The sequence below is a fragment of the Pseudoxanthomonas winnipegensis genome, from assembly GCF_030322905.1.
GTDB classification, from domain to species: Bacteria; Pseudomonadota; Gammaproteobacteria; order Xanthomonadales; family Xanthomonadaceae; genus Pseudoxanthomonas_A; species Pseudoxanthomonas_A winnipegensis.
This window is the reverse complement of record NZ_CP095475.1, coordinates 1,309,341-1,323,406: the sequence shown is the minus strand read 5'-3', so window position 1 is coordinate 1,323,406 and position 14,066 is coordinate 1,309,341. Positions and strand designations below refer to the sequence as shown.

Below are 14,066 nucleotides of genomic sequence, written 5' to 3'. Positions count from 1 at the left end.
CAGCGTCATGCTGGCCCGTGCACATCTCACAGATAGAGTTCCTTGGGATCGAGCCCGTAACTGCCCGGCTTGAGCCCCTTGCGGATGCTGATCTGGCGGTTGTCGTGCGCGCCCCAGGTGTCGCGCAGGTCCAGCGGCTCGAAGGCCTCGCGCCGCTGCTTGTCGGCATCGGTCAGCAGCATGACCTGCGGGAACAGCCGGCGCACCGGGTTCTGCTCGACCACGATGGCGACCTCGCCGGTGGACAGTTCCACCAGGCTGCCGGTCGGATACACGCCCAGGCACTGCACGAACTGCTCGACCAGATCGGGCTGATAGGACGCGCCGCGCTGGCGGTAGAGCGCCTGCATGGCCTCGTAGCGCGACAGCGGCTCGCGGTAGGGCCGCGGACTGGTCATGGCGTCGAACGAGTCGACGATCGCCGCGATCCGCCCGAACAGCGGGATCTGCGAGCCGGTCAGGCCGGCGGGATAGCCCGAGCCGTCCTCGCGCTCGTGGTGGGTCAGGATCATCTCGCGCACGACGCTGTTGGAGGCACCCGAGGCGTCGTACAGGCGCAGGCTGTGGCCGAGGTGGCTGCGCAGCAGCTCCAGCTCTTCGGCGGACAGGGCGCCATCGTGTTCCAGCAGCGACTCGGGCAAGGCGGTCTTGCCGATGTCCAGCAGCAGCCCGGCGGTGGCCAGGTCGTGCAGGGCCTCATCGGGGAATCCCAGATGCCGGCCGAAGGCGGCCATGAAGCCGCAGCAGTTCACCGCGTGGCTGTAGGTGTAGCCGTCGTGCTGACGCAGCGCCTCCAGCCAGAAGAACGCATCGGGATTGCGCACGATGCTGTCCACCACCGGCGTCACCGCCTCCTCGACCGCCTCCACGTCCAGCCGGCCGCCGTTGCGCAGCTCGGCGATGATGCCGCCGGCGGCACGGTCCACCGATTCCAGCGCCTGGCTGGCACGCGGCACTTCGTCCTGGACGCGCGACAGGATCGGGCGCGGATTGGCGGTCAGCGTGGCCAGTTCGGGGATCACGTAGGGCTTGCGCCGTTTCGCCGGCGCCGGCTCCGGGTCGCCCACGACCATGGGCGCGGCGGCCGGCTTGCGCAGGGCGGCGCGCACGAAGCTCTCGCTCTTGACCACATCGACGGTGACCTTGGCGCAGTACTTGGCCAGCTCGGCGATATCGGCCGGGCTTTCGATCAGGAATCCTTCCAGCATGTACGGCGTGCCCAGCCAGTCGCGGTCGAGCCGGCTGACGTACATCCCCGGGCGCAGCTCGCCCACCTGCAGCTCGCGTTCCTCGATCCACATCCGTTGATGCCCGCCCCTCGCAGTACTTGCAGCCGTCGCAGCCATCGCAGTCCCTGCCGTTCTCGCAGTCGCATCAGCGAACATGCACCCATCCCTTGCACGCATCATCCCCAGACCCCAGCCGGCTTTCAAGGAAAGACGGACTGAGCAGCGTAACGGCAGGCCGACGGCTTTCTTTAGCGACTAGCGCGCGTCCCCGACGAGCGGGTCGGCGGCCACGAATCCTCCCGTCTGCCGCTGCCACAAACGCGCATAGAGCCCCCCCTCGGCCAGCAGCTCGGCGTGGGTCCCGGTTTCCACGATCCGCCCCGCATCCATCACCACCAGCCGGTCCATCCGGGCGATCGTAGACAGCCGATGCGCAATGGCGATGACGGTCTTGCCGCGCATCAGCACGTCCAGGCTGTCCTGGATGGCCGCCTCGACCTCCGAATCCAGCGCCGAGGTGGCCTCGTCCAGCAGCAGGATCGGCGCATCCTTCAGCAGCACCCGGGCGATGGCGATGCGCTGGCGCTGTCCGCCGGAGAGCTTGACCCCGCGTTCGCCCACGTGGGCATCGAGTCCGGTGCGCCCCTCACCATCCACCAGCGTATCGATGAAGCCATCGGCACGCGCCTGTGCGATGGCCGCCGCGACCTGCTCGGGCGTCGCCTCGGGACGGCCGTAACGCAGGTTATCGAGGATCGAGCGATGCAGCAGCGAGGTGTCCTGGGTGACCACGCCGATCTGCCCGCGCAGGCTGGCCTGGGTGATGCCGGCGATGTCCTGGCCATCGATCAGGATGCGCCCGGCCTCCAGGTCGTAGAGCCGCAGCAGCACGTTGACCAGGGTCGACTTGCCGGCGCCGGACGGACCGACCAGGCCGATCCGCTCGCCGGCGGCCACGGTCAGGTTCAACCCGGCGATCACCCCGCCACGCTGGCCGTAGTGGAAGTGGATGTCCTCGAAGCGCACCTGCCCGGCCGTGACCCGCAGCGGCGGCGCGTCGGGACGGTCGATGACGGTATGCGGCCGGGCGATGGTCTCCATGCCGTCCTGGACCGTGCCGATGTCCTCGAACAGGCCGTTGACCACCCACATGATCCAGCCGGCCATGTTCTCGATGCGGATCACCAGTCCCGTGGACAGGGCGATGGCGCCAACGGTGATCGCGCCGCGCTGCCACAGCCACAGGCCCAGGCCGGCGGTGCCCACGATCATCAAGGCATTGAGCACGGCGATGACCACGTCCATCGCGGTGGTCATGCGGGTCATGCGCTGCACGCTGCCCAGGTTCTCGCGCACCGCCTCGGCGACGTAGTCGTCCTCGCGCCGCGGATGCGGGAACAGCTTGAGCGTGGCGATGTTGGTATAGCCGTCCACCACCCGGCCCATCAGCCTGGACCTGGATTCCGACGCGCGCCAGGAGCGCTCCTTCACCCGCGGCACGAAATACGCCAGCGCCGCCACGTAGGCCAGCAGCCAGGCGATCAGCGGCAGCATCAGCCGCCAATCCGACTGGGCGAACAGCACCAGCGCGCTGCCGGTGTACACCGCCACGTACCACAGCGCATCGATCAGCTGGGTGGCCGACTCGCGAAGCGAGGCGCCGGTCTGCATGATCCGGTTGGCGATGCGGCCGGCGTAGTCGTTCTGGAAGAAGGCCAGGCTCTGCCGCACCACGTGCCGATGCTGCTGCCAGCGCGTGCGCGCGGTCAGCGCCGGGGTCACCGACTGGTGCATCAGCAGGTCGCCCAGGGCCATCAGCAGCGGCCGCAGCACCAGCGCCACGCCCGCCATGCCCAGCAGCTGCGGGCCGTGGCGGTCGAAGAAGCCGGCCGCCGTCTCGTCCTTGGCCAGGTCCACCAGCTTGCCGAGGAAGTCGAACAGCGCCACTTCCACCAGCGCCACCGCGAAACCGACCACGAACATCGCCGCCAGCACCCAGCCGCCCGGCCGCAGATAGTGCAGGTAGAAGCGCACAAGCCCGTGCGGCGGCGTCGCCTCGTCGGGACGGCCGAACACGTCGATCAGCGATTCGAACCAGCGGAAGATCATGGGAGCAGGCGAAGTCTAGAGGAGTCCGGCGTGAGCAGCGGCGAAGACAAGGACGGCGCCGTCCTTGCCCGCTCCTCGACCCGCCTCGCCTGCGCCTGGTCTCAGGTCAGCGCATGCTCGGCCACGATCACCCCGTTGGCATCGGCATACAGCCACTGCCCGGGCACGAAGGACACCCCGGCAAAGCGCACCGGCACATCGACCTCGCCCAGGCCGCGCTTCTCGGTCTTCATCGGCACGGCGGCCAGCGCCTTGATGCCCAGCGGCAGGTTGGCCAGCACTTCCACATCGCGCACGCAGCCGTGCACCAGCACGCCGGACCAGCCATTGGCCACGGCCTTTTCGGCCAGCATGTCGCCCAGCATCGCGTGGCGCAGCGAACCGCCGGCCTCGATCACCAGCACCTTGCCGGTGCCGGCCTGCTCGACCTGCTCGCGCACGCGCGAGTTGTCCTCCGGGCAGCGCAGGGTGACGATCGTGCCGCTGAAGGCCTGCGCGCCGCCGAAGTCGCGGAACAGCGGCTCGGCCACCTGCACCTCGGGATGGGCATCGCACAGGTCGGGCGTACTCCACTGGGGCATTGGCATTCTCCGCTTGGGACGGGACTACAGCGCCCGGCTGATGGTGAAGCTGCCGAACACCGGCGGCTCGCTCTGGCCGTCGAACTCGCGGCTGGAATGGTAGCGCGCCACGGCGAACTTCCAGCGCCCCTTCATGACCGCCACGCCGTAGCCGACGTAGCCCACCACATTGCGCTTGTCCACGCTGTGGCTGTCCTTCCAGGTGTTGCCGTCCAGGGTGATGTCGCGCAGCACCCAGCGCACGTCGGTGGTCAGGAAGGCGTGGAAGCGCCATTCGCCGCCCGGACGGGTCTGGCTGGCCGGGGCGGTGTCCTCGCCGGCCGGGCGCAGCGGCGTGCTGCCGAAGTCGTCGGGCAGGTGACGGCCGAAGCGCAGCTCGGCGCCGCCGTTGGCGAAGGTCTGGTAGTTGCCCAGCGCCGCGCCGTAATGGGTGATCGCGTCCCAGGTCCACAGCCCCGAGCCCCACGCGAAGCGATGCATGCGCTCGTGGCGCAGCAGGAACAGCGGCTCGTCGCGCAGCTGGTTGTCCCAGCCGCGGAACTTCTTGTCGCTGAGCACCCGGTGCACCGCCTCCTGGATCTGCTTGCCGCGCGCCGACGGCCCGACCCAGCCCAGGCCGATCTGCGTGGTCTGCAGCGCATCGCCCTTGCGCGCGTTGTAGCCGAAGGTGGCCATCAGCACGCCGGCATAGGGTCGGTCGTCCGGGATCAGGTCGCTGCGGGTGTTGTCCTTGGGCGTGTACAGGGCCTGGCCGAGGTTGAAGACCATGTTCTGCTCATCGAAGCCCTCCGGCTTGATCGCATTGAGGTAGCGATTGACCAGACGCGCCATCGGCGACAGACACGGATCGTCCTGGTAGTCCTTCAGGTTGGCCGAGACCCAACCCAGCTCCACACCGCTGGTATAGCCCTGGTCCTGGTGATCGCCGCCGAACAGGTCGTTGTCGACGCGGAGACTGACGGCCTTGGGGATGTCGGTGCGGGTGGGACATTGCTCCGACGTGACCGCCTGCGCGCTGCCGCTCGCCGTGGCTGCAACCAGCAGCCAGCCTGCCTTGGACATGGGATTCCCGCGTGAAAGTTGAGTGCAGGGAATCATGAACGGCTCAGTACTGAAATTGGTGTGAAGGCATGACAAGCAGCGTCGCGATGGCCGGTCTTGCCAGCCTGCCCGGCTATGCTCACCGGCCCTCGCCCTTGCCGGAGCACCGTGATGGCCAAACGCAGCGCCGCAGCGCCCGACGCCGATCTGTTCCAGACGCCCGCCGCCCCGGAGGGCATCCGCGTGGGCATCGGCGGCTGGGTGTACGCGCCCTGGCGCGACAACTTCTACCCGGCCGGCCTGGTGCAGCGGCTGGAGCTGGAATACGCCAGCGCCCGCCTCACCGCGATCGAGATCAACGGCACCTACTACGGCACCCAGCAGCCGGCCACCTACGCCAAGTGGCGCGATGCCACGCCGGAAGGGTTCATGTTCTCGGCCAAGGCGCCCAAGCGCATCACCCAGTCGCGCAAGCTGACCGGCACGCGCGCGCAGGTGGAGGATTTCATCGGCGGCATCAGCGAGCTGGGCGACAAGCTCGGGCCGCTGGTGTGGCAGTTCGAGGCCGGGCGCAGGATCGATGCCGAGCAGTTCGAAGGCTTCCTCGACCTGCTGCCGAAGAAGGCCGGCAAGCGCACGCTGCGGCACGTGCTGGACGTGCGCGATCCGGACTTCATCACGCCCGACTTCCTGGCCCTGGTCCGCGCGCACGGCATGGGAACCGTGTTCTCCGAATCCACCGAATATCTCTCCTTCGCCGATATCACTGGCGACTTCGTCTATGCGCGCCTGATGGCCAGCCGCAGCGACGAGGCCACCGGCTATCCGGCGGCCGAACTGGATGCCTGGGCGCGCCGCGCGCGCGCCTGGCGCGCCGGCGAGGACCCCGAGGAGCTGCCGCACGTAGGCCCGACGCCGGCGCCAAAGCGGCCGCGCGAGGTCTTCGTGTTCTTCATCTCCGCGGCCAAGGAGCGCAACCCCGCCGCGGCCATGGCCTTGCTGGAACGGTTGCGTAAGTAATCTCGTCGCCACGGCGTGGCGGCACGGCGATAATGGCAGGCATGCCCATGTCCGCCCGCCGCAAGGCCCACCTGCAAGTGCACCTGTGCGTGCTGTTGTGGGGATTCACCGCCATCCTCGGCAAGCTCATCACCCTGCCCGCGCTGCCCCTGGTGTGGTGGCGCATGCTGCTGGTGGTGCTCGCCCTGGCCCTGCTGCCGGCGGTCTGGCGCGGCCTGCGCGCGATGCCGGTGCGGCGGCGCTGGGCCTATGCCGGCATCGGCGCGCTGGTGGCGCTGCACTGGCTGACCTTCTACGGCGCGATCAAGCTGGCCAATGCCTCGGTCGCGGCGACCTGCATCGCGCTGGCGCCGGCGTTCACCGCGATGATCGAACCATGGGTGACGCGCCGGCCGTTCGATGCGCGCGAGCTGTTCTTCGGCATCGCCACCCTGCCCGGCGTGGCGATGGTGGTCGGCGGAGTGCCGCACGAGATGCGCGCCGGCATCGCGGTCGGCGCGCTGTCGGCGCTGCTGGTGGCGGTGTTCGGCTCGCTCAACAAGCGCATGGTCGAAGGCGGCGAACCGCTGACCGTCACCGCCCTGGAGCTGGGCGCCGGCACCGTGCTGCTGACCGCGCTGGCGCCGCTGATGGCGCTGGTGCCCGGCTTCGGCGGCGCGCTGCTGGTCCTGCCCGGCCTGCACGATGCGGCGCTGCTGGTGGTGCTGTCGCTGGTCTGCACGCTGCTGCCCTTCGCCCTGGCGCTGGTGGCCCTGCGCCAGGTCAGCGCCTACGGCATGCAGCTGGCCACCAACCTGGAGCCGGTCTACGCGATCCTGCTGGCCATCGTGCTGCTGGGCGAGCAGCGCGAACTCACGCCGATGTTCTACGGCGGCGTGGCGATCATCCTGGTCGCGGTCTTCGCCCACCCGGTGGTGGCCCGGCGCAGCCCAGGCGCGCATCCGGAGCTGCTGGTCACCGCCGAAGCCAAGAGCGTGGCCGACTGAGCCCGCCCGCCTAGGGCGCCAGCACCACGCGGTCGCGGCCGCCGCGCTTGGCTGCATACAGCGCCTGGTCGGCGCGGCGGAAGGCGTCCTCGGCCGTGTCGTCGCGGCGCCGGCATTCGGCCACGCCGATGCTCACCGTCACCGCCAGGTCGACCGGCAGCGAGGTGGCCGCGGTGCGCAGGAACTCGCACTGCGCACGCGCCTGCTCGCCGGTGCTGTCCGGGAACAGGATCACGAACTCCTCCCCGCCGTAGCGCGCGGCCATGCCGTCGGCGCTGTGCGCGCGCAGCGTGTCGGCCAGCGCCACCAGCACTTCATCGCCCGTGGCGTGGCCGTGCACGTCATTGATCACCTTGAAGTGGTCCACATCGACCACCGCGACGCTGACGCCCTTGCCGCACCCGGCCGCGTGCTGCTCCAGCATCATGTCCAGCGCCATGGTCAGCGCGCGGCGATTGGGCAGGCCGGTCAGCGGGTCGGTGCGGGTCTGCGCGGCCAGGTCGGCGTTCTGGACTTCCAGCTCGTCCTGGTACTGGCGCAGCTGCTGCTCGTACCAGTCGCGCTCGGCCATCTGCGTGGCCAGCGCGCCGGAGATGCGCCGCAGCTCCAGCAGATACATCACCTGGCGCGCCAGCGCGCGCAGCGCCTCGGCCTGCCCGGGGCTGAGCGTGCGCGGCTTGCTGTCCAGCACGCACAGCGCGCCCAGCGCCTGGCCATCGGGCGTCACCAGCGGCGCGCCGGCGTAGAAGCGCACGCCCAGCGCGCCGGTCACCAGGGGATTGTCGAGGAAGCGCGCATCGGTACTCGCATCGCGCACCACCGTCGTTTCCTCGGGCGCCAGGATGGCGTGGCCGCAGAAGGAGATGTCGCGCCCGGTCTGCTGGGCTTCCACGCCCTTGCGCGACTTGAACCACTGGCGATCCTCGTCGATCAGGCTGATCGCCGCGATCGGCGCATCGCAGATGCGCGCGGCGATGGTGACCAGATCGTCGTAGGCCTGTTCGTTCTCGCTGTCCAGGATGTGATAGCGCGCCAGGACGGCCTGACGCCTGGCTTCGTCGTGCGGATGCGGGGGACTTGGCATCCGGCGAACTTAGCCAGTGACCGTTCGTCGGACCAATCGAGGAAAGCTAAAACCACGCAGCCTGTCACAGGGTGGCTCAGTGGCGCGTGCTTACCACTGCGTCAGATCGGGCAGCAGACCGCGCAGCTCGGCATCGGTGAGATTGCGCCAGCGGCCCGGCTTGAGCGGGCCCAGCTTGACGTTGTCGATCCGCACCCGGCGCAGCTGGGTGACGCGATAGCCGAAGGCGGCGGCCATCAGCCGGATCTGCCGGTTCAGCCCCTGGGTGAGCACGATGCGGAAGCCGAACTTGGCGATGCGCCCGGTGCGGCACGGCAGCGTCATCTGGTCGTGGATGCGCACGCCCTTGGCCATGGCGCGCAGGAACTCCTCGGTCACCGGCTTGTTGACCTCGACCAGGTACTCCTTCTCGTGACGATTCTCGGCGCGCAGGATCTGGTTGACGATGTCGCCGTTGCTGGTCATCAGGATCAGCCCTTCGGAGTCCTTGTCCAGCCGCCCGATCGGGAAGATGCGCTGCTCGTGGCCGACGAAGTCGACGATGTTGCCCTTGACGCTGGCCTCGGTGGTGCAGGTGATGCCGACCGGCTTGTTCAGCGCGATATAGACGTGGCGCCGCCCGCTCGACTTTGACACCGTCCGCGCGCGCAGGGGCTGGCCATCGACCAGGACCACGTCCTCCGGCCCCACCACCGCGCCCGCGCCGGCCGGATGTCCGTTGACCGTCACCCGCCGCTCCCCGATCAGCCGATCGGCCTCGCGCCGCGAGCAGAAGCCGGTCTCGGCGATGTGCTTGTTGAGGCGGGTGGGGGTGGGGGGGGAGGTGTCGGTCATGGAGGCGGTTGGGGATTCGGGATTCGGGATTCGGGATTCGGGATTCGGGATTGGGGATTGGGGATTCGGGATTGGGGATTGGGGATTGGGGATTGGGGATTGGGGATTGGGGATTGGGGATTGGCGTTGGCAGCATCGCGTCAGACCGCATGATCCGCCCCCTCCCTTGCGCGCAGCGCAGGGGAGGGTTGGGGAGGGGTCGCTGTTGCTGTTGCGGTTGCCTTCCAAACATCACGCGAATGGCGAAAAGCTCCCTCCCCCCTCAATCGCTAGCCGCGATTTCGAGCTCCCCTGCGCTGCGCGCAAGGGAGGGGGGCGAAGCTCAGTCCTTCGGCGGGCCCTTGCGGTGCGGCTTGGCCGCCGGCTTGAAGCCGGGCTTGCCGCCGGGGCGCGGTTTGCCAGCGCCGGGGCGGGCCGAGGCGGGGCGGAAACCGCGCGGGGCCTCGTCGCCGGCGTCCTCGCCGACCTTGTGGATCTTCAGCTGCTGGCCCGAGACCCAGACCTTCTTCAGATGGGTCAGGGTCTCGCGCGGCATGCCCTCGGGCAGGTCCAGGATCGAGTAATCGTCCTGGATGTCGATGCGGCCGATGTAGCGGCTCTCCAGCCCGGCCTCGTTGGCGATGGCGCCGACGATGTTGGCCGGCTTGACGCCATGGGCGTGGCCGACCTCGATGCGGTAGCGCTCCATGCCGACCTCGGCCTCGCCGGCCGGCGCACGCCGCGGGCGTTCGGCCGGGGCCTCGTCGAAGGACGCATGCGCCGGCCGCTCCGGGCGCGCGCGTTCGCTCCGCTCGCCCGGCTCGAAACGCGGCGGACGCTCGCCGCGTTCAGCGCGCTCGGGGCGCGGCGCACGCTCGTAGCGCTCGCTGCGCTCCGGACGCGCAGCGCGCTCGAGACGCTCGCCGCGCGGCGCGCGGTCGGCGGCCGACAGCAGCAGCGGCGTGTCGCCCTGCAGCAGCCGCGCCAGCGCCGCGGCGATGTCCACCGCCGGCACGTTGTGCTCGCGCTCGTAGGTCTCGATCAGCGCGCGGTACTCGCCCGCCTCGCCGGTGGCCAGCGTATCGGTGATGCGCGCCAGGAACCGCGCCACGCGACGGTCGTTGACCGCCTCGACCGTGGGCAGCTGCATCTCGGTGATCGGCTGGCGCGTGGCGCGCTCGATCGCGCGCAGCATCGACTTCTCGCGCGGGGTCACGAACAGGATCGCCTCGCCGCTGCGTCCGGCGCGGCCGGTGCGGCCGATGCGGTGGACGTAGCTCTCGGTGTCGTAGGGGATGTCGTAGTTCAGCACGTGGCTGATGCGCTCCACGTCCAGCCCGCGCGCGGCCACGTCGGTGGCCACCAGGATGTCCAGCTTGCCGTCCTTGAGCTGGGCGATGGTCTTCTCGCGCTGCGCCTGCTGCATGTCGCCGTTGATCGCGGCGGCGGCCAGTCCGCGGGCCTGCAGCTTCTCGGCCAGCTCCTCGGTGCCGGCCTTGGTGCGGGCGAAGATGATCATCGCATCGAAGGTCTCGGCCTCCAGGATGCGGGTCAGCGCGTCGAGCTTGTGCAGGCCCGAGACGAACCAGTAACGCTGGCTGATGTTGGCCGAGGTGGTGGTCTTGGACGCGATGGTGACTTCGGCCGGATCGTTGAGATAGGTCTGGGCGATGCGGCGGATCTGCGCCGGCATGGTCGCCGAGAACAGCGCCACTTGGCGGGTGGGCGGCGTCTTCTGCAGCACGGTCTCGACGTCGTCGATGAAGCCCATGCGCAGCATCTCGTCGGCCTCGTCCAGCACCAGCGTGGTCAGGCCGGACAGGTCCAGCGAGCCGCGCTCCAGGTGATCGATCACCCGGCCCGGGGTGCCGACCACCACATGGACGCCGCGCTTGAGCGCCTGCAGCTGCGGGTAGTAGCTCTGGCCGCCGTAGATGGGCAGGACGTGGAAGCCGGGGATCTTGGCCGCGTACTTCTGGAACGCCTCGGCCACCTGGATGGCCAGCTCGCGCGTGGGCGCCAGCACCAGCACCTGCGGCTTGCCGGCCGACAGGTCCAGTTTGGACAGCACCGGCAGGGCGAACGCTGCGGTCTTGCCGGTGCCGGTCTGCGCGGTGCCCAGCACATCGCGTCCGGCCAGCATCGCCGGGATGGTGGCGGCCTGGATGGGCGAAGGCGACTCGTAGCCGACGGCGACCAGGGCGGCCTGGACCGGCGCGGACAGGCCAAGGGCGGAGAACGGCACCGCGGGTGCGGCAGTTTCGGAAGACATGATGCAGCTCGCTTGAAGACGCGTAACGGCCGCCTATTGTGCGCCCTGGCGGCCCGACGCGCTTTGAATGGCGCTTTCCGCCGGATTCGGGCCCCAACCCGCCCGGCAGGGTCCGCGGCGCCCGGACCGGCGAGTTAGTGCTGCAAATGGTGCTGCAAGGCCTGCCGGAAGGGCGGCACCGCCGCGGCCAGGCGCAGCGCGCCGCCGCGCAGCAGGCGCGCGCCCGGGCGCTCGTCCGCGTACAGCCGCGCCACCAGCTGGGTGGCCGCGTACAGCGGCCAGGTCGCGCGCCGGTGGGCGCGGGCGTAGGCCTGCAGCGGCGCCGGATTGCCCGCATCCGCGTGGCCGTCCAGCGCATCGGCCAGGCGCCCCACTCCGCCCAGGCCGAAGTTGAAGCCGTGCGCGGTCACCGGATGCATGCCCACCGCCGCATCGCCGGCCAGGGCGAAGCGGGCCCCGGCCAGGCGCCGGGCGTAGCTGGAAACCAGCGGATAGATATGGCGCGTGCTGGCCAGGCGCATCGCGCCCAGGCGGCCTTCGCACAGGCGCGAGACCTCGGCCGAGAAGGCGGTCTCGTCCAGTTGCAGCATCGCCGCGGCGCGCTGCGGGCTCAGGGTCAGCACCAGCGAGGACACCGCGCCGGTCAGCGGCAGCAGCGCCACCGTCGCCCCGTAGGCGAACCACTCCAGCGCCACGCCGTGGTGCGGCTGCGCGTGGGCCACGTGGCAGACCAGCATGCTGCGGCCCAGCTCGTGCAGCTCGGCGCCGACGCCCAGCTGCCGGCGCAGCGCGGACAGGCGCCCGTCCGCGGCCACCAGCAGGTCGGCCTGCAGGACCAGGCCGTCGTCCAGCGTGGCCTCGACCCGGTCGGGATGGCGGCGCAGGCTGGCCACGCCGGCGCCGTCGAGCAGGGTCACGCCCGGGTGCGCCAGCGCGGCCTCGAATGCCGCCTGCCGCAGGTGGTGGTTAGCCACCAGCCAGCCCAGCGGCGCCTCCTGGCCTTCCCCGCCGCCGATGTCCAGGGCGAACGGCGACACGCCGTCCTGCACCCGCGCCTGGCGCAGCGGCGAGATCGTCCGCGCGTCCAGCCGCGGCCAGACTGACAGCGCCTCCAGCAGCTGCCGCGAGGCATGGGTCAGGGCGATCTCGCGGCCGTCGAAGGCGGGCGCCTCCAGCGCCGCGCGCGGCTGGCGATCGACCACCGCGACGCGGCGCCCCTGCGCGGCCAGCGCGCGCGCCAGGCACAGCCCGACCGGGCCGGCCCCGCCAATGACCACGTCGAACCGCATATGCGCACCCGTCGAGATGAGAATGGCTCGCATCCTAGCGGGATCGGTGCGCGCCGCATTGATCTGGCGCAAGGCGGGCTGTGACAAGCGGCGCGTCGGCGCGAATCACCCTGGCATCGACGCACACTGCCCCCTTATTCCATGGACGACCTCGCCATGCCCTCGGCCACCGCGCCTGACCCCACTGCCCAGACGCGCTTCCAGTCCCTGCTGGAGGCCCATCGCGGCATCGTGCTCAAGGTCGCGGCCAGCTACGCCTTCCATCCCGAGGACCGGGCCGAGCTGGCGCAGGAGATCGCCGCGCAGCTGTGGCGCGCGTTCCCGCGCTACGACGGCGACCGCCCGTTCTCGACCTGGATGTACCGCATCGCGCTGAACGTGGCGATCTCGCAGGTGCGCGGCCACGCGCTGCGCCAGCGCCACGCCTTGCCGATGGACGAGGACCTGCACGACCTGGCCGATCCCAACGCGGCCGATCCCGAACGCGACCAGCAGCTGCGTCTACTGCGCGACTTCATGGCCCGCCAGCCGCCGCTGGAGCGCGCCCTGCTGGTGCTGTACCTGGAAGACCGCCCCACGCGCGAGATCGCCGAGATCCTGGGCCTGACCCAGACCAATGTCACCACCAAGATCGCACGGCTCAAGCAGCGCATCCGCGCCGAACTCTGACTACTGCCGCCCTCTCCTCCCTGGACTTCCCACATGGACCACATCATGGAACCCGACGAACTCAAGGCCGCCTGGCAAACCCTGGGCCGCCGCATCGAACAGTCCGACACGCTGGCCCGGCAGCTGCTGCGCGAACGCGGGCTGGACCGGGTGCGCGGCAACATGCGCTGGATGTATGCGGGCAAGATCGCGCAGATCCTGTTCGGCGATGCGCTGATCTACTTCGGCATCACCACCGGCCTCAAGCACCTGGCCACGCCGCACCTGCTGGCCTGCAGCGTGTTCATGCTGGCCTATGGCGTGCTGACCCTGGTGCTGGCCGGCCTGACGCTGAGCCGGATCTCGAAGATCGACTATGCCGCGCCGGTGCTGGACATCCAGCGACGCGCCCTTGGCCTGGTGCGGCTGCAGCGCCTGGCCAACCGGTGGCTGGGACTGCCGTGGTGGTTCCTGTGGATCGCCATCTTCGTCCTGGAGGTCAAGGCCAATCTGGGCGTGGACCTGTTCGTCACCGCGCCGGCCTTCATCTGGGTCAGCGCCGCCGTCGGCGCGATCGGCCTGATCGCGACCCTCGCGTATCTGCGCCGCCGCGACGCCCGCCTGGGCGAGGGGAACGACGCGCCGCGCAGCCTGCGCGACGCCCGGCGCACCCTGGACGAGCTGCACGCCTTCGAACGCGAATGAGCGCCGCGGCCCGGGGCGGGGCCTGTCATCCGTCCCCGCTCGGGCCCTAGACTGCGCGCATGCAGATCCTCGAATTCGATCTCGACGGCGAATACGTCGAACTCCACATCCTGCTCAAGCTGTGCGGCCTGGTCGACAGCGGCGGCATGGGCAAGCAAGTGGTCGCCAGCGGCGTGGTCAGCGTCGATGGCGCCCAGGAGCTGCGCAAGACCGCCAAGATCCGCGCCGGCCAGGTCGTGCGGGTCGACGATCAGGTCGAGATCCGGGTGATGGATCCGGCCTGAGCCTG

General features: G+C 70.1%; 13 protein-coding genes. 5 read left to right on the top strand and 8 right to left on the bottom strand.

Features of this window, described 5'->3' with window-relative positions; translation table 11 throughout:
- Positions 1 to 26 precede the first annotated feature (26 nt).
- The 4 genes from MWN52_RS05765 to MWN52_RS05750 all read right to left on the bottom strand — a co-directional run bounded on the left by MWN52_RS05765 (position 27) and on the right by MWN52_RS05750 (position 4,981).
- Entirely contained in the window at positions 27 to 1,301 is a 1,275-nt protein-coding gene (locus tag MWN52_RS05765; RefSeq protein WP_286576999.1) for a cyclic di-GMP phosphodiesterase, read from the bottom strand.
- Between the two features lie 183 nt (positions 1,302 to 1,484).
- The gene (locus MWN52_RS05760; RefSeq protein ID WP_286577687.1) at positions 1,485 to 3,335 is read right to left on the bottom strand and encodes an ABC transporter ATP-binding protein; all 1,851 of its coding nucleotides are present in this window, start codon (positions 3,333 to 3,335) and stop codon (positions 1,485 to 1,487) included.
- 104 nt (positions 3,336 to 3,439) lie between these two features.
- The gene (rraA, locus tag MWN52_RS05755; protein WP_130519837.1) at positions 3,440 to 3,919 is read right to left on the bottom strand and encodes a ribonuclease E activity regulator RraA; all 480 of its coding nucleotides are present in this window, start codon (positions 3,917 to 3,919) and stop codon (positions 3,440 to 3,442) included.
- Positions 3,920 to 3,943: 24 nt separating this feature from the next.
- Positions 3,944 to 4,981, bottom strand: coding sequence for a lipid A deacylase LpxR family protein (locus tag MWN52_RS05750; protein ID WP_286576997.1), 1,038 nt, complete (start codon positions 4,979 to 4,981; stop codon positions 3,944 to 3,946).
- A gap of 150 nt (positions 4,982 to 5,131) precedes the next feature.
- On the opposite strand from MWN52_RS05750, the gene MWN52_RS05745 reads away from it, so the two are divergent.
- A complete protein-coding gene (locus tag MWN52_RS05745) occupies positions 5,132 to 5,980 on the top strand; it encodes a DUF72 domain-containing protein (protein WP_286576996.1) in 849 nt (282 codons plus the stop codon).
- A gap of 41 nt (positions 5,981 to 6,021) precedes the next feature.
- Positions 6,022 to 6,966, top strand: coding sequence for a DMT family transporter (locus MWN52_RS05740; RefSeq protein WP_286576995.1), 945 nt, complete (start codon positions 6,022 to 6,024; stop codon positions 6,964 to 6,966).
- A 10-nt stretch (positions 6,967 to 6,976) separates the two neighbouring features.
- Here the strand turns inward: MWN52_RS05740 and MWN52_RS05735 are convergent, their stop codons facing one another.
- From MWN52_RS05735 to ubiM, 4 genes are all read right to left on the bottom strand, one after another.
- Positions 6,977 to 8,050: a GGDEF domain-containing protein gene (locus MWN52_RS05735; RefSeq protein ID WP_286576994.1), complete on the bottom strand. Its 1,074-nt coding sequence runs from the start codon at positions 8,048 to 8,050 to the stop codon at positions 6,977 to 6,979.
- A gap of 90 nt (positions 8,051 to 8,140) precedes the next feature.
- Positions 8,141 to 8,884 carry a pseudouridine synthase gene (locus MWN52_RS05730; RefSeq protein ID WP_286576993.1) on the bottom strand — a complete coding sequence of 248 codons (744 nt, stop codon included), beginning with the start codon at positions 8,882 to 8,884 and terminating at the stop codon, positions 8,141 to 8,143.
- Positions 8,885 to 9,206: 322 nt separating this feature from the next.
- A complete protein-coding gene (locus MWN52_RS05725; RefSeq protein ID WP_286576991.1) occupies positions 9,207 to 11,135 on the bottom strand; it encodes a DEAD/DEAH box helicase in 1,929 nt (642 codons plus the stop codon).
- 134 nt (positions 11,136 to 11,269) lie between these two features.
- On the bottom strand, positions 11,270 to 12,457 hold the full coding sequence (gene ubiM, locus MWN52_RS05720; RefSeq protein WP_286576990.1) for a 5-demethoxyubiquinol-8 5-hydroxylase UbiM: 1,188 nt from the start codon (positions 12,455 to 12,457) through the stop codon (positions 11,270 to 11,272).
- A 108-nt stretch (positions 12,458 to 12,565) separates the two neighbouring features.
- Here ubiM and MWN52_RS05715 point away from each other — a divergent pair, with 108 nt between their 5' ends.
- Genes MWN52_RS05715 through MWN52_RS05705 form a run of 3 tightly spaced genes read left to right on the top strand, consistent with a single transcriptional unit; the run spans position 12,566 to position 14,061 of the window.
- Positions 12,566 to 13,093 carry an RNA polymerase sigma factor gene (locus MWN52_RS05715; RefSeq protein WP_286576988.1) on the top strand — a complete coding sequence of 176 codons (528 nt, stop codon included), beginning with the start codon at positions 12,566 to 12,568 and terminating at the stop codon, positions 13,091 to 13,093.
- A gap of 33 nt (positions 13,094 to 13,126) precedes the next feature.
- Positions 13,127 to 13,777, top strand: a complete 651-nt coding sequence (locus MWN52_RS05710) for a hypothetical protein (protein ID WP_286576987.1) — start codon at positions 13,127 to 13,129, stop codon at positions 13,775 to 13,777.
- Positions 13,778 to 13,836: 59 nt separating this feature from the next.
- Entirely contained in the window at positions 13,837 to 14,061 is a 225-nt protein-coding gene (locus MWN52_RS05705) for an RNA-binding S4 domain-containing protein (protein WP_130529011.1), read from the top strand.
- Positions 14,062 to 14,066 lie beyond the last annotated feature (5 nt).

Bases quoted from the DNA above. Each gene is read 5' to 3' on its own strand.
- MWN52_RS05725 (WP_286576991.1), bottom strand. From the start codon at position 11,135: ATGTCTTCCGAAACTGCCGCACCCGCGGTGCCGTTCTCCGCCCTTGGC.
- MWN52_RS05765 (WP_286576999.1), bottom strand. From the start codon at position 1,301: ATGTGGATCGAGGAACGCGAGCTGCAGGTGGGCGAGCTGCGCCCGGGG.
- MWN52_RS05715 (WP_286576988.1), top strand. From the start codon at position 12,566: ATGGACGACCTCGCCATGCCCTCGGCCACCGCGCCTGACCCCACTGCC.
- MWN52_RS05735 (WP_286576994.1), bottom strand. From the start codon at position 8,050: ATGCCAAGTCCCCCGCATCCGCACGACGAAGCCAGGCGTCAGGCCGTC.
- MWN52_RS05710 (WP_286576987.1), top strand. From the start codon at position 13,127: ATGGACCACATCATGGAACCCGACGAACTCAAGGCCGCCTGGCAAACC.
- MWN52_RS05750 (WP_286576997.1), bottom strand. From the start codon at position 4,981: ATGTCCAAGGCAGGCTGGCTGCTGGTTGCAGCCACGGCGAGCGGCAGC.
- rraA (WP_130519837.1), bottom strand. From the start codon at position 3,919: ATGCCCCAGTGGAGTACGCCCGACCTGTGCGATGCCCATCCCGAGGTG.
- MWN52_RS05745 (WP_286576996.1), top strand. From the start codon at position 5,132: ATGGCCAAACGCAGCGCCGCAGCGCCCGACGCCGATCTGTTCCAGACG.
- MWN52_RS05730 (WP_286576993.1), bottom strand. From the start codon at position 8,884: ATGACCGACACCTCCCCCCCCACCCCCACCCGCCTCAACAAGCACATC.
- ubiM (WP_286576990.1), bottom strand. From the start codon at position 12,457: ATGCGAGCCATTCTCATCTCGACGGGTGCGCATATGCGGTTCGACGTG.
- MWN52_RS05705 (WP_130529011.1), top strand. From the start codon at position 13,837: ATGCAGATCCTCGAATTCGATCTCGACGGCGAATACGTCGAACTCCAC.
- MWN52_RS05740 (WP_286576995.1), top strand. From the start codon at position 6,022: ATGCCCATGTCCGCCCGCCGCAAGGCCCACCTGCAAGTGCACCTGTGC.